The sequence below is a fragment of the Adhaeribacter arboris genome (assembly GCF_003023845.1).
In the GTDB taxonomy this organism is placed as follows: domain Bacteria; phylum Bacteroidota; class Bacteroidia; order Cytophagales; family Hymenobacteraceae; genus Adhaeribacter; species Adhaeribacter arboris.
The window spans coordinates 6,663,405-6,677,773 of record NZ_PYFT01000001.1 but is presented as its reverse complement, the minus strand read 5'-3'; the positions used below and the strand labels follow the sequence as shown (position 1 = coordinate 6,677,773).

The 14,369-nt window shown below is 44.3% G+C and carries 10 protein-coding genes; 4 read left to right on the top strand and 6 right to left on the bottom strand.

All coding sequences use genetic code 11. The features are described from left to right. Positions 1-105 precede the first annotated feature (105 nt). Positions 106-1,548 carry a tyrosine-type recombinase/integrase gene (locus tag AHMF7605_RS27020; RefSeq protein ID WP_233219270.1) on the bottom strand — a complete coding sequence of 481 codons (1,443 nt, stop codon included), beginning with the start codon at positions 1,546-1,548 and terminating at the stop codon, positions 106-108. 110 nt (positions 1,549-1,658) lie between these two features. On the opposite strand from AHMF7605_RS27020, the gene AHMF7605_RS27015 reads away from it, so the two are divergent. Next, positions 1,659-2,045: a DUF2116 family Zn-ribbon domain-containing protein gene (locus AHMF7605_RS27015; RefSeq protein WP_106933054.1), complete on the top strand. Its 387-nt coding sequence runs from the start codon at positions 1,659-1,661 to the stop codon at positions 2,043-2,045. A 291-nt stretch (positions 2,046-2,336) separates the two neighbouring features. Here AHMF7605_RS27015 and AHMF7605_RS27010 read toward each other — a convergent pair whose 3' ends face one another. The 4 genes from AHMF7605_RS27010 to AHMF7605_RS27000 all read right to left on the bottom strand — a co-directional run bounded on the left by AHMF7605_RS27010 (position 2,337) and on the right by AHMF7605_RS27000 (position 8,340). Further along, a complete protein-coding gene (locus AHMF7605_RS27010; RefSeq protein ID WP_233219269.1) occupies positions 2,337-3,485 on the bottom strand; it encodes an efflux RND transporter periplasmic adaptor subunit in 1,149 nt (382 codons plus the stop codon). Beyond that, positions 3,475-6,729, bottom strand: a complete 3,255-nt coding sequence (locus AHMF7605_RS27005; protein WP_106933053.1) for an efflux RND transporter permease subunit — start codon at positions 6,727-6,729, stop codon at positions 3,475-3,477. Before AHMF7605_RS27005 ends, AHMF7605_RS27010 begins: the two co-directional genes overlap by 11 nt. 202 nt (positions 6,730-6,931) lie before the next feature. Further along, positions 6,932-7,354, bottom strand: coding sequence for a TolC family protein (locus AHMF7605_RS30290; RefSeq protein WP_233219268.1), 423 nt, complete (start codon positions 7,352-7,354; stop codon positions 6,932-6,934). Further along, positions 7,324-8,340, bottom strand: coding sequence for a TolC family protein (locus AHMF7605_RS27000; RefSeq protein WP_199200314.1), 1,017 nt, complete (start codon positions 8,338-8,340; stop codon positions 7,324-7,326). Before AHMF7605_RS27000 ends, AHMF7605_RS30290 begins: the two co-directional genes overlap by 31 nt. 356 nt (positions 8,341-8,696) lie before the next feature. On the opposite strand from AHMF7605_RS27000, the gene AHMF7605_RS26995 reads away from it, so the two are divergent. Further along, complete coding sequence (locus AHMF7605_RS26995) at positions 8,697-9,932, top strand: DUF6786 family protein (RefSeq protein WP_106933052.1); 1,236 nt, start codon at positions 8,697-8,699, stop codon at positions 9,930-9,932. A gap of 587 nt (positions 9,933-10,519) precedes the next feature. Then, the gene (locus tag AHMF7605_RS26990) at positions 10,520-11,008 is read left to right on the top strand and encodes an ankyrin repeat domain-containing protein (protein ID WP_106933051.1); all 489 of its coding nucleotides are present in this window, start codon (positions 10,520-10,522) and stop codon (positions 11,006-11,008) included. Between the two features lie 116 nt (positions 11,009-11,124). Here AHMF7605_RS26990 and AHMF7605_RS26985 read toward each other — a convergent pair whose 3' ends face one another. Continuing rightward, the gene (locus AHMF7605_RS26985; protein ID WP_158267631.1) at positions 11,125-11,511 is read right to left on the bottom strand and encodes an MmcQ/YjbR family DNA-binding protein; all 387 of its coding nucleotides are present in this window, start codon (positions 11,509-11,511) and stop codon (positions 11,125-11,127) included. A 391-nt stretch (positions 11,512-11,902) separates the two neighbouring features. On the opposite strand from AHMF7605_RS26985, the gene AHMF7605_RS26980 reads away from it, so the two are divergent. Continuing rightward, entirely contained in the window at positions 11,903-14,344 is a 2,442-nt protein-coding gene (locus tag AHMF7605_RS26980) for a TonB-dependent receptor domain-containing protein (protein ID WP_106933049.1), read from the top strand. Positions 14,345-14,369 lie beyond the last annotated feature (25 nt).

The window sequence follows — 14,369 nt, the reverse complement described above, 5'->3', positions numbered from 1 at the left end:
CGGAGGAATAATCTTCCTGTTTACCTGGTATTTTCTGTATTTTGGAAAAAGAACTACTATTTTCATACTAAATACCATTATACAGAAGCTAATATATAGTAAAGTTTATAAACTATCCAACGGACTCTGAATTTTTTCCAGCGCATGGGTGGTAATATGGGTATAGATTTCCGTGGTTTTGCTGTTACGGTGCCCCAACAAAGCTTGAATGTAGCGTAAATCGGTGCCTGATTCGAGTAAATGGGTCGCAAAGCTATGCCGCAAGGTGTGCGGTGTCGCTTTAGTCTTAATGGCAGCTTTCTGCACGCAGGCATTAAAAACATGCCGGAGGCTATCGGTCGTGTACTGCCCGCCAAACTGCCCTTCAAATAACCAAATTTGGGGCCGGTACACCTTGTAATACTCCCTTAGGCTTTGTAACAATTTTTGCGAAAGCAGGGTGGTACGGTCTTTCTTACCCTTGCCTCCCCGAATGAGCAACAAATTCCTTTGGGATTGTACATCGGTGATTTTCAAGTGAATCACTTCACTAATCCGAAGTCCTCCCGCGTACAAGAGCTGCAACATACAACGATGTTTTAAATTATCGGTCGCTGCCAGAATCTGGGCTACTTCCGCTTTACTGAGCACACCGGGCAACTTCTCGGGTTTTTCCGGCCGTTCTACCTGATTCAGGTTTACTTCCGGGCGGCCGACTACCCGGTGGTAGTAAAATTTCACGGCATTAATACTTTGGTTGATAAGTGAACAGGAGTACTGCTTGCTTTGCACCATACCCCGGTGATATTGATTAATCTGTTGTTCGGTAAAAGAGTTGATCTGTTCCAAGCCCTTCGCGGCATGCCCGTTCAGGAACCGCAGTAATAATGAATGATACGTGCGGATGGTGTTGGGACTATAGTTTAAGAGAAAGAGCTGCTCCAGGTAAGGCAAAGGACAGGAAATAAAGAGAGCTGGTTGCTGGTAGCTTTGCTCCCAAAGCCTTTTCAGCAAAGAAACTTCTTTTACTTGCAGCGTCTGACAGAGCCAAAGCTGGGCTATTCCGGCCAGTTCATCCAATAGCCGGTGCAGGTGCTCCGGATTTACTTTAACCACAAAACATTGGCTCTCGGCCAGCCACTGACAAATGGGATTTTGTTTCAGACGCTTTGTAATTTCCGGATGATAAGGGTAACTCAGCCGGATACAGGTTTTTCCTTGATGAAGCAGCGGAATTAAACGAACGACCGTTAAATCAGCTACTTTGGCCAGCGGCTCGGCAGCAGGAACAACTGCCAGAACAGTTGTTTCTTCGCTGGGCCGCAGGCGTTTAGGCCGGTAGAGGTAGCGGGTACTCACGGTTGCTACCCCGGCAAAATGGCTATACGTCTGCGCAATGGCCGTAGGAGTGTGCGGCATAACGAAGCACTTATACGTCTGACTGTATTTAATCCAGGGCGCGGCTTGTAAGCGCTGGCGCACGGCAGGCTGGGGTTTATGCCAGAACTTAATAAAGGTTTTCCCCTGATGTTCCAGAGGATTTAAATACAAAGTAGGAAAAAGAGCCACCTTCAGGACTTATTCAGCTATAAATGACAAAAGTAGCCTCTCTTTTTACCTTAACCGATTAATAAACGTTTATATCCGTTTCTAAACGTTTATTAATCGGTTAAAAGATAATGGAACCAAAAGCGGCCGCTTGTCTGGTATGTGGGCAAGCTATCAAAGGAAGAAGTGATAAGAAGTACTGCTCGGACCAGTGCCGTTCGCAAGACAATAACCAAAAGCGGAGAAAGAATGGAGCCGAGCAGCTACTCCAGGAAATAAACCGCGCGTTGCGCCAGAACCGCAACATTCTCAAGAAAGCAAGTCCCTGGGGAAAGACAACGACCCGGGTAGACTTTCTGGTACAGCAAGGATTTGATATGCGGTACTTCACCCATCAGTACCGGACCCAGAAGGGGCATACTTACCTGTTCTGTTATGATTACGGTTATTTGCTGCTGCCCGAGGAGAAAATACTTATTGTGAATGGGCAACCATACATGCAACCGCCCGGAGGCTGAGAGCTTCTATTACTTTCCCAAATTCTTTCCGAAAAACTTATCTTGCCTATTCCGATTAAGACAAGAGAAAAAATAAATGCTATTTAATCCCGATCTACTAAAACGCGGCAAGTTTTAGTAGATCGTATTTTAGTTGCCTTTTTTACAAAAGAAAATTACTAGAGGTATTATACCCAATCGTTTCAAGTAGCTGCTATAACGCAGGATATGAAACCCACCGGGTTTTGAAAAACCGCTGTTGAAGCAATTTTTTAAATCAACCTGATGGAAGGCAATTAATACTATGGGGTATTATTGCCCTGCTTTTGCCATTTTAACATTATTGAGCACCGAACCATCGCGGATTTCGTCGCTTGCCACGGCTACTAACTGATCGCCCGTATTTAATTTACCGTAAATCTCCACTATTTCCTCGGCGGCGCGACCTTTTTGTACTTCTACCCACCGCGCTTTGTTGTGCTCTACTTTAATAACAAATATTTTCTCGGTAGAAGAAACCACGGCGCTGGCAGGTACCACAAAAGTGCTGTCTTTGGCGGGTAAAGGTATATTCACCTCCGCGTACATACCGGGTAAAAGTTTACGCTTATTATTTACCACATCCATTTCCAGGCGTTCCGCCCGTAACCTAGAATCCAGGGCGCCGGCCATGCGTTTTACCTTCGCTTTAAATTCTTCGTTGGGCAGCGATTTTACGGTGAAAGTTACTTCGTCCTGGGGGTTTAACAAGCCGGTATACATTTCCGGTACCGCTACTACTAAGCGCAGCTTTTTCTCTTCCTGCAAAACCAGCAACGGAAACTCAGAACCTTTACCCGACGGCCCAACGTAAGCCCCGGGACTCACGTTGCGCTCGGTAATTACCCCGTTAAATGGCGCTCTTATTTCTAAATAATTGCGGGTAGCTACCACGGACTGGTAAGCCGCCCGGGCTGCTTCCAGTTGGGCTAAATCGGAATTTTTTCGGGCGAGGGCTTGGTCCAGATCGTTTGGCGAAATAGTACCGGGCGTTTTACTGGTTTCCAATAAGCGGTCATAGTTAGCTTTACTGGCGGTATACAAAGCTTCCTGCGATTGTAACCTCGATTGCGTTTCGGTTAGGCGGGAATTTAATTCGGGAGCTTCCAGGCTTACGAGCAACTGCCCTTGCTTTACTTCCGAACCCACGTCTACCAAAATTTTGCGCACGTAACTATTCTCCTTGGCATATAAATCTACCTGCTGGTAGGGCACTAATTCGCCGGGTATTTGCATCGCCGAAGCAATTTTTCCTTTTTTTAGCGGGATGGTCTCGATGGCGGGCGTGGCTACAACTTCCGGCTTTTCTTCGGCCTTACTGTTCGTGGAATGACACGCAAATAAATGCGACATCAGAACTACTCCACCGCCTAAAAGTAACTTACCAGTTATATGGCTATTCTTTAAAAAATTAACTCTCATGCAAGGAAGGAATATAATATTTACTCTCTTTATCTTCCGGATCTAAGGATACCGATTGGGTGCTGGAATTCCCTTGAATCCAGGCAAAAACCAGGGGTAAAATAAGCAAGGCCGCCAAGGTGGAGGCAATTAACCCGCCAATTACCGCCCGCCCCAAAGGAGAAGCCTGATCCCCACCTTCGCCTAAACCCGAAGCCATCGGAATCATACCCGCTACCATAGCCAAACTGGTCATTAGAATTGGACGTAGCCGCAGAGCCGCCGCTTCTTTCGCCGACTCTACCGCATCGCCGTTATGACGCCGTAAATGTTCGGCATTGGTTACGAGCAGCACCGCGTTAGACACCGATACTCCCACCGACATAATCATGCCCATGTACGATTGTAAGTTAAGCGTAGAGCCGGTTAAGAGCAGCAACAGCAAAGAACCTAAAATTACCGCCGGCACCGTAGATAAAACCACTAACGAAACTTTAAACGATTGAAAATTAGCCGCCAACATCAGGAAAATAACGATAATAGCCACTAATAAACCAGACTGCAGGCTATCCAGTGTTTCGTTTAAAGTTTGGCTTAAACCTTTTAATTCAATGGTTAAGCCCCGGGGTAATTCGCCCAATGTTTGAATGGCCGCTGCCACATCCGAGGAAGCAGTACCCAGATCGGTTTGATTTAAATTAGCCGTTACCGAAATTACCGGCAAAGCTCCCAAATTATCGTTTTCGCCGTAAGAGGTAGCCGGTTCAATATCGGCGACATCACTTAAAACCGGGCGGGACCGGTTACTCATGAGCGGAATTTCCCGGATATCATTGATACTGGCCATGTTGTATTCCGGCACTTCTACCTGCACGCTGTACGTCTGGTTTGCTTTTTCATCCACCCACACATTTTTCTCAATAAACCGGGAAGACGACGTAGATGCGACCAGGGAACGGGAAATATCCGAAATACTCAACCCTAAAGCTGAGGCCCGGTTCCGGTCGATGTTAATATTTAAAGTTGGATACTTAATGGCTTGCCCAATTTGCACGTCGCGTAAATAAGCTATTCCCTTTAGTTTACGCGTTATTTTGAGCGCGTATTCTTCATTTAACTTTTTATTCTTACCCGAAATCCTGACTTCAATAGGTGTCGGGGAACCCTGACTTAAAATTTTATCCGTTAATTCAATGGGTTCAAAAGATAATTGCATTTCCGGCATGGTAGCTTTTATTTGCCGCCGGAATCTTTCTTTCAGCTCATCCATATCTACGTGGTAGTCTTCGCTTAGATTTACCTGTAATACCGCTTCCTGGGGCCCGCTCATAAACAAATAAATGGGAGCGGTAGAATATTGTCCGGGGTGCTGCCCCACAAAAGCTGAGGTAATATCAATATTTTCTTTGCCCACCAGGTTTTCGAGTACGCCTAAGGTTTTTACTAATTTAGCTTCGGTGCGCTCAATGCGGGTGCCATCGGGGGCTCGCAACCGTACCTGGAACTGCCCGCTGTTAACCTTCGGTAAAATATCCCGGCCAATAATAGTTAGTAAGAAAGCCGAGATGCCAATGGCTAGGAAAACGTAGGCCAGCACAATTACTTTCCGGTAGGGCAACATACGTTCTATCCAGTGCAGAAAATGTAACCGAAATTTTTCAAATCGATCCAGTTTACCGTCTTTACTAGGTTCTAACAAAACTTTTTTCTGATCCCAGGTATCTTCCTCTCCCCCCGGAACGGATTTACTACTTCCGGCCACTGTGGTTAAAGCATGATTGGTTTTATGCGGATCTTTCATCAGCCAGTTAGCCATAATGGGCACAAAGGTTTGCGCCAACAGGTACGAGGTAATCATGGAAAAACCAATAGCTAAGGCCAGCGGCAAAAATAAAGCGCCGGGTATGCCTTTCATGGTGAATGCCGGGGCAAATACCGCGAGAATGCAAAACAGAATCAATAATTTAGGAAACGCAATCTCCTGGCAGGCATCCCAGATTGCCAAGGCTTTCGGTTTTCCCATGTCCAGGTGCTGGTGGATATTTTCAATGGTAACCGTCGATTCATCTACCAGAATACCAATGGCTAGCGACAAGCCGCTCAGAGTCATGATATTAATGGTTTGATGGAAAAGATGCAGAAACAATACCCCGGCAATAATGGAAGTAGGTATAGTAAGGATTACAATCAAGGCTCCTCTCCTATCGCCCAGGAAAAGTAATACCATGAGTCCGGTTAACACCGCGCCAATAGCTCCTTCGGTAATTAAACTCTTCACCGAATTAATCACGTAAACCGATTGATCGAACTCATAAGAAAGTTTTACGTCGGGTGGCAATTGGTTCTGGAAGCGGGGTAAAGCTTTTTTCAGATTTTGCACGACCTCCCAGGTAGAGGCATCCGCCGACTTGGTGATAGCCAGGTAAACCGAACGTTTTCCATTTACCAAGGCATAACTAGTGGTAACATCCGCGGCATCTTCTATGGTAGCCACATCGCGCAAAAATACGTTATGGATAGCGCCTTTATAAATGGGTATATTTTCGAAATCCTGCACCCGTTTAATGGAAGTATTGGTAGGAGTTAAATAATTATAATTCCCAATCCGAACATTTCCCGCCGGCGAGTTCTGGTTATTTTCGCGCATCGCTAACACTACCTGGTCGGCGGTTAAATTATGAGAGCGAAGAAGTTGGGGGTCTACTTTAATCACAATAGAACGTACGTTTCCCCCGAACGGCGCGGGCGTTACCAAACCCGGGATAGAGGTAAACGAGGCGCGTATATACGTATTGGCCATATCCTGCAGCTCGTTGTTCGAGCGGATGGGGCTGCTTAAAACCAGTTGCCCCACCGGCAAAGTAGAGGCATCGAAACGCATAATAAACGGCGGTTGCGACCCGGGCGGGAAAAGAGCTTGTCCCCGGTTGGTGAAAGCAGTAACTTCTGCGGCTGCCTGAGCCATGTTCGTGCCCTCGTAAAAGGTCAGTTTCATGAGCGTTAAGCCTTGAATATTACGGGTTTCGATACTTTTTACCCCGGCTACATACAACATTAAATTTACATACTGTTTACCGAAGTAAGCTTCCATCTGGGTCGGGGTATAACCTCCAAAAGGGTGCGAAATATAAATTACCGGCAGATTCAGGTCCGGAAAAATATCTATTTTAATGTTGCGGATAGCATTAATACCAAAGAAAAACAGCCCGGCCACCATTACCATTACAGTAATGGGTTTTCTCAGCGCACTCCTAATTAAATCCATATTTGGTATCCTGAAAAAAGTAAAGTAATCAATAATTCATTATCAGATAAGTAGGTGATAGGTTTTAAGTTGTACGTTTTCAAAATACTCTGTATTAATATTTACGCGACACGTAATTTATATCTATTTTTTAGTCGGTTACTTAGTTGATTATCAAACCCTTAGAAAACGTACAACGTATAACTTAAAACCTATTACTTACCTAAAACTCGCTCGTGAATATCCCTAAGTCGCCGGTGGCAGCGGCTTTTAACAAGAGCGCTTGCCAAACGTTACTGTTGGCAATATCCCGGTCTATTTCGGCCCGATTTAAACTGTACAAGGTTTGGGTAATATCTACTATGGTGGCTAAACCGTTGGTGTACAAGACGTTTTTCTGCTGGTAAGCCGTTGAGGCCGCCTGAATTTGAACCGGCGCTTCGCGGTAGTTACTCAAGGCATTCTGAATTTTGGATTCGGCTAAGGCTAATTGCGCCTGTAAGCGTTGGTTGACCAAAGTATATTCGTCCTGTAAAGCCTGGGAGGTAAATTGCTGGCTCTGCACTTGTTGCTGCACCCGTAACGAACTGATTAAATTCCAGACCATCCCTACGCCTACCAGGTAATTGCCCCGGGTGGGCACCACCCCTTCCCGAAAGCTTTTAGAATAAGCCTCCGCATTAGTACCATTATAATCGTAACGAAACCCGGAACCGCGCCCTTGCAGCACACTAAAAAAGAAAAAGTAGGATACTGAAACGTGCGAAAATATCTTTCGCGTTGGTGGCTCAAATTAACCCGGTTGCGGTAAAAAGATAATACCGGATGGTTGTCGGATTGTAAGGAAGCATTTTGGCCAAAGGCAACCGGAATTTTAGTTATAAAAATACTATCCAAAAGAAAGTTTTGCCCCGGCACTCCTAAAAGCTGGGCTAATTGATTTCCTTGCTCCTGCTCGGTATCTCTGGCCCGGGTAAGGGCTATTCTAGCGTTAGATACTTCGGCATTGGCCAAGGAGGAATCGACGCCCGGATTTAAACCGTTCTTCGCCCGGGCCACTACCACCCGTTTTAAAGCCAAAGTTCGCTCCAGGTTCCTCTCCTGCGACCGGGTAAGCCGTTGGGCGGCCTGTAAGTTTAAATAAGCACTAGCTACCCGCACCTGGTGCTGAAATTGTTCCTGCCCTAAATCCGATTCGTCTTGTTCCCGGGAAGCCTTCGCTACTGCTATTTTTTCGTGTGCTTTGCCAAAAGAAAAGAAATCCCAGCTAATGTTGGCCAGGTACAAAGAGCCAAAGGCCGCATTCCAGTTTTGCGTTTGCAAAGGGGGGCCCGAAGAAGAAGAATTTAAACCCCGAAATCCGTAAAATGCGCCGTTTTGGCCGTTGATAGTACCATAATCATGTTGTCCAGAAATACTTACATCCGGCAGGTACTCTCTTTGGCTTTGTCTCACGACCGCTTCGGCGGCATGAACGTAATTTGTTTTGGCTTTTAGCGTACCATAATTCGCTAAACCAATTTCCAGAGCCTCTTTTAAGGATAATACTTTGTTTTGACTATTGGCCTTACCACTCCCAAAAAACAGAACCAACAAAATGCACGCAGACCGAAAACTACTTTTTAATAACATGCGGGTAACAAATTAGCTGTATTATCAGCAGAAACATCAATACTACAAAAACATGCTAAATATTGCAGGTATTTGCCAGAATCTTTTTTGAATTTCTTAATGGCTGGTTTCAAATTTTCAGGCTTGTTTTACCACTTCTGCTTACCAGTTTCAAAATTAAATACCTTCATAAATAAACTCTTTTGCGGCTAGTAGAATAGATAAGTTTAAATTAACGGAAGCAGGCTAGTAAAAAATAAATTTTTTAAGTAATTACTGACTTTTATTTACCGAAGAACCGATTCAGTCTAAATTTTACAGGTAGATTATTTTAATTCTGGATAGTTTAATACTTAAATTCTTAAACCCGCAAGCCGATGCGTAGCAACTACTTTTTACCTTTTTTTATGGGTAGTATCTTCTGGTTTTCTTCTTGTCAGCCGAAAGAAATTAAACAAACCGAAAAAACTCCGGCAGCTTACCAGCCTGGTTCTTTTGGCTACGATTTAAATTTCCTGCAAAACCACGACAGGGTGCTGGTTTTAAAAAATGAGAGCGGCCAGGCCCAAGTATTAGTATCGGCCAAATACCAGGGCAAGGTTTTTACTTCTACGGCGAACGGTTTAAACGGTAAAAGTTTTGGCTGGATTAACTACAAAGCATTTACTGCTCCTAAAGATCCGCACATGAGCGCCTACGGCGGCGAGAACCGGCTTTGGCTAGGTCCGGAAGGCAATAAATTCTCTTTGTATTTTAAACCCGGCGTACCCATGGAATTTGCTAATTGGGTTACTCCTCCGGCCATTGATACCGAAAGTTGGAACATTATTTCTCAGAATAAGCGCTCGGCTTCAATGCAGAAAGAAGCCACGTTTTTAAACTACGCCGGCACTGAATTAAAAACCCGTTTAACCCGGCGAATTCAAATCTTGGAAAATGCCGACATTGAAGAAATGCTCCCGGTAAAAGTAACCGGTAATTTGCAAACGGTGGGTTTTACTTCCAATAACGCTATTACCAATACAGGTGAGCAAGCTTGGACGAAAATAACCGGCGCTCCTTGTTTGTGGCTGTTGGATATGTTTAATCCTTCGCCGCAAACTACCATTATTATTCCGCACGAAACAAAAGGTACTACTAAAATTGCTACTACCGATTACTTTGGCGAGATTCCTGCCGATCGGATTAAATTTAAGAAGGACGTATTGTTATTTAAAGCCGATGGAAAAACCCGCGGCAAATTAGGTTTGGGACCGGAAAGAGCGAAACCTATTGCGGGTAGTTACGATGCCCAGAATAATGTATTAACAATTATTCAATTTGAAGTTATTAAAACCGCTACTTACCTGAACCAAGCGTGGAACACGCAGCAAAATCCCTTTCACGGCGATGCCGTGAACGCTTATAACGACGGACCACTAACCGACGGCAGCCAAATGGGCCCCTTTTACGAACTCGAAAGTGTATCGCCGGCCGCTTTTTTATCACCTGGCCAAACGCTCCACCACCAGCACAGCGTCTTCCATTTTACCGGCGATACAACCGCTTTAAACCAGATTGCCGAAGAATTACTCGGCATTTCTCTGGAGCAAACACAAGCCGCATTTAAATAATATAGGTTAGTCTCATTTAAGTATGGTTAGAAAGGTAGGAGAAATTACCCTTTGCTTAAAGCCCATTTTTAGAGCCTGAATTAATAAGTTAAACGATACCATTTAGATATCTCCACAGACATAAAATGACAGTTTCCTGTTGATTTTTATATTCTATTAAGTAAAAACAAGCCACATAAGGTGGCAAACCCAGAAGCTACTCACATCTGACACCCGTTTGGCTATGGAGGGCCTTCTAAGGCTGTGGTGCGGCAGCATTCCGACGCAAGAAGGAAAACAAGCTTAGACCGCCCGAGAGAGCCAAACGAGGCCCGCCGGCCATGAGGCAAACAGGATACTGTTCTTCCGCATAAGGTTCAGTAAAGGAAGGATTTAAAAGCTTTCACGCCAGAAACTGAAACTTCCCGATTATAAAATCTATACCAAAGATTAAGCAAATCAAAGTCTAATCAAACCAGTTAAAACCGAAACAAAACAAGTAATCCTACCTAGTCTCAGGTTCATTTATTAATTTCACGTTTCAGAAAATAGCTGGTTTTGCTTTTACCCCAAGCCAGCCAGATGATTTTACTTAATACTTTTAAAATATGTCATTTTATTCTTCGGAACCTTCTGATTTGCTTTTTGATGCGGCCCGGCGCGGCGATATCGCTTTTATTCAGGAAATACTTGACCAGAAAACCGTGGATGTGGACGTACAGAACGGCCGGGGTTTTACTCCTTTAATTTTAGCTACCTACGAAGAGCATCTGGAAGCCGCCAAAATTTTTATTGCGGCGGGTGCCGACGTAAACAAACAGGATTTTGCCGGCAATACTGCTTTAATGGGCGTAAGTTTTAAAGGCTACGCCGATATTGCCCATTTGCTCATCCAACACGGTGCCGATTTAAATATCCAGAATGGCAGCGGGGGAACCGCCTTAATGTTTGCGACCATGTTCGGCCGGAACAAACTGGTTAAAATACTAACGGAAGCCGGTGCCGACCTTACCATTCGCGATAGCCGGGGACTTACCGCCTTAGACATGGCCATTGGTCAGGGCAACGAGGAAGCTATTCCTTTTCTGCAAAAATAATTTTTTCAAAAGTGCCGATTCTAACCAACTTTATTTTTCTGAAACTAGCTTAAAAGAAAAAGCGGTAAAACTTACTTCACCGCTTTTTCCGCTTAGCCTATCCGAAATTTTAAAATTTAAATTCCAGTTCCCGGCTCTCGATTTTCAGAATCGATTAAAATATTTAATTCTTTTTTCACTTTCTTCGGCAGTTTCGCTGCTACTAATTCGTAAGATTGCCGGATAAAGTGTTGCCATTCATTTTTGGATAACCGGTTCAAATCATTCAGGTGTACCCAATGGTAGCGGGCCAAATGCGAATGCTTTTGAAAACCCGGTTGAGCTAATAATGCTTCATATTCCTCGGGAGTAACTTTAAAGGAAGCCGTAGAAGGTACCTGGTCGGGCGAAGTTACTAAATACATTTTACCCCCAATAGTAAAACACAAATGGTCTTCCCATTTTATATCTTCGGTGGATCCTTTTAGGTTTAAGGCAATATTTCTTAGGTCTTCAATTTGCATGGCTTTATTTAATGGCGGGTAAAAATAACTACTTCTATTCATTTTTTCCATTCATCCGCATTTACAGCTTTTTCTTTCCGCAGCAAATACCTTAAAAGCTAGTACAAATGAATGTTGAATACCAGCCTAGCTTGTTCTGTGCTTTCTGGCCTAGAGAAAATTCGGCAATCGCAAACATCTAATTTTTTTTTCAGACGGAGTAAAAACCCGTCGCTAGCTTTTGGGTAGTGTACGAAAATATTACACAACTGCCCGAAATCGTACAGCCGAACGCACCCTTTAAATTTATCATCTCATTGACTATCAACAAGTTATAATATAAATTTAAGATTGGTACAATAGTAGAAGCTGGCGCTTTGTGGGTAACCATCCCTTTCCAAACTAAACCACTATGAAGAAATTGTACTGCATTTTAGGAATTGTTTTTCTGTTGTTTTTTTCTCAAATAACGCAAGCCCAAACCAATGGCCAGTTAACCGGCAGCGTGAAAGACGCGAAAGGGGGCGCTGTACCTTTTGCCAGCGTGGCCGTAGTGCAAACCACCACGAGCAAAGTAGTTACCGGTGTTACCACCAACGACCAAGGCGCTTTCGTGATTAAAACCCCAGCGGCGGGCACGTACCTGTTGCGCATTACCGCCATTGGTTTTACTAACTTCGACTCTAGTCCGTTTGAAGTAACCAGCGCCGAATTTGCCAAGGATTTTGGCACTATAACCGTGCAGGAAGATGCCAAGCTTCTGAAAGAAGTTACGGTACAATCGATGCGGCCCAAAGTAGTAGCCCAGGCCGATAAAATGGTGGTAAGCGTAGAAGGTACCGCTCTGGCTGCCGGCAGCACCGCTTACGATGTACTGGCCAAATCGCCGGGAGTGTTTATTGACCAGGACGGTAACATTCAGTTAAATGGCAAAGGCGGCATTCAGATTATGATTGATGGTAAACTTACTTATCTCTCCGGGAAAGAACTGCAAACCATGTTGCAAGGTATGTCGGCGGAAAATTTAAAAGACATTGAAATTATTACCAATCCCTCTGCTAAGTACGATGCCGAAGGCAATGCCGGTATTTTAAACATTAATCTGAAAAAAAATAATCTAACCGGGGTGAATGGCAGCGTGTACGTAGGCAATTTCTACAACGGCATGTCGGGCTATAGTACCGGTGGTACCCTGAATTATAAAAAAGGAAAATGGAACACCTCGGCAAACTTTGACGCGGCGCGCCGGGTATTTTACCGGAATGCCATTTTTAACCGGGAATTTAATACCAGTACCAGTAGCAGCCGGCAGTATTCTAACGCCCGGCAAGAAGATGTGCGCCAGGTGCCTTCACTGCGGTTAAGCACCGATTACGATATTACCGATAAGCACAGCGTAGGCGTAACGACAAACCTGTATTACCAAGATTTTAACAGCGAATTTAAAACGCGGACGTTCACCTCCAATGGCAATCCCGAAACAGATTCGCTCATTAATGCTACTAATTTAATTAATGGTCAGTTTTCTAATTACAAGTTTAACGGCCATTATATGGGTAAACTTGATACGGCTGGTACTACCTTATCGGCCGATGTGGATTACGTCATGATCAATAATAATGGAAAGTCGCGGTTTACTAATTTATACCAGCAGCTAAATAACGATAATTCCCGGTTGGTTTTACCGGGCAGCGATAACCCTTCCGACTATAATATCTTTTCGGCTAAAATTGATTTTACCAAACCTTTTTCAAAGGATACCAAGATGGAACTGGGCGCGAAAGCCAGCCGGGTAGTTTCCGATAACGATTTAAGGTTCTTTTATAAGGTAGATAATGTAAATGTACCGGATGTTTTAAAGAGCAACCATTTTATTTACAAAGAAAAAATATTTGCGGCTTACGCGAACTTTAATACCAAACTAAGCGAGAAATGGAGCTTGCAAAGTGGTTTACGCGCCGAACAAACCCTGGGCGATGGCAACCTGCTTACCACCAATACCACCTTTAAACGCCATTACCTGAATCTTTTCCCCAGTATTTTCCTGATGCACAACATCAGCAAAGATTACCAGATATCGTACAACTACAGCCGCCGCATTAACCGGCCGCGCTACGAAAGTTTGAACCCGTTTGTGTTCTACATCGACCCCTATACTTACGCCCAGGGGAACCCCAGTTTGCGGCCCGCCTATACCAATTCATTTGAAGTGACGCAAACTTTAAAATCGAAGTATATTTTTAAAATCGGCTACGCCGTAACTACCGACTTTATTGCCGAGGTGCCGGAACAATTTCCGGAACTAAACCGCACGGTGTTTATGAATACCAACGTAAAACGTTACGAGAACGTGAACAGTAATTTGGTATTACCCATTAAAATCTCGAAAAACTGGGACATGAACAATACTTTTAACGTGGCTTACCAGGATTATACCATTGAACAAAAAGAACGGTCGCTGCGGAATAAGCAATTAAGTTACTACGGGCAATCCACGCAGAATATTCAATTACCGAAAAAAGTGCGGCTAGAGTTAAACGCCTTCTACCAAGGGCCTGGAGCCTATGCCTTGTACCGGATTTCGGCCCTCTGGGGATTGGATGTGGGTCTAAAACGCTCGTTCCTGAACGAAAAATTAGAATTCTCGGTGAATGTAAATGATATTTTCCGGGGCCAACAAATTATTGGTAAGGCTAATTACAACGGCAACATCAACGAGTTCGACCAATACTTTGGCTCCCGCAGCTTACGGGTAAACTTACGTTATCGGTTTAACAAAGGAGCTAAATTCGAAGAAAAGAAACGCAACACCAACCTGGAAGAATTAAACCGGGCTGGTGGCGGTAACAATTAATCGCATCTACCTCTTCCCTTTAGTG

What these genes read in the sequence shown, in the direction of transcription:
- AHMF7605_RS27015 (WP_106933054.1), top strand. Translation starts at nt 1,659, where the DNA reads ATGGAACCAAAAGCGGCCGCTTGTCTGGTATGTGGGCAAGCTATCAAA.
- AHMF7605_RS27010 (WP_233219269.1), bottom strand. Translation starts at nt 3,485, where the DNA reads ATGAGAGTTAATTTTTTAAAGAATAGCCATATAACTGGTAAGTTACTT.
- AHMF7605_RS27005 (WP_106933053.1), bottom strand. Translation starts at nt 6,729, where the DNA reads ATGGATTTAATTAGGAGTGCGCTGAGAAAACCCATTACTGTAATGGTA.
- AHMF7605_RS27000 (WP_199200314.1), bottom strand. Translation starts at nt 8,340, where the DNA reads ATGTTATTAAAAAGTAGTTTTCGGTCTGCGTGCATTTTGTTGGTTCTG.
- AHMF7605_RS26995 (WP_106933052.1), top strand. Translation starts at nt 8,697, where the DNA reads ATGCGTAGCAACTACTTTTTACCTTTTTTTATGGGTAGTATCTTCTGG.
- AHMF7605_RS26990 (WP_106933051.1), top strand. Translation starts at nt 10,520, where the DNA reads ATGTCATTTTATTCTTCGGAACCTTCTGATTTGCTTTTTGATGCGGCC.
- AHMF7605_RS26985 (WP_158267631.1), bottom strand. Translation starts at nt 11,511, where the DNA reads ATGCAAATTGAAGACCTAAGAAATATTGCCTTAAACCTAAAAGGATCC.
- AHMF7605_RS26980 (WP_106933049.1), top strand. Translation starts at nt 11,903, where the DNA reads ATGAAGAAATTGTACTGCATTTTAGGAATTGTTTTTCTGTTGTTTTTT.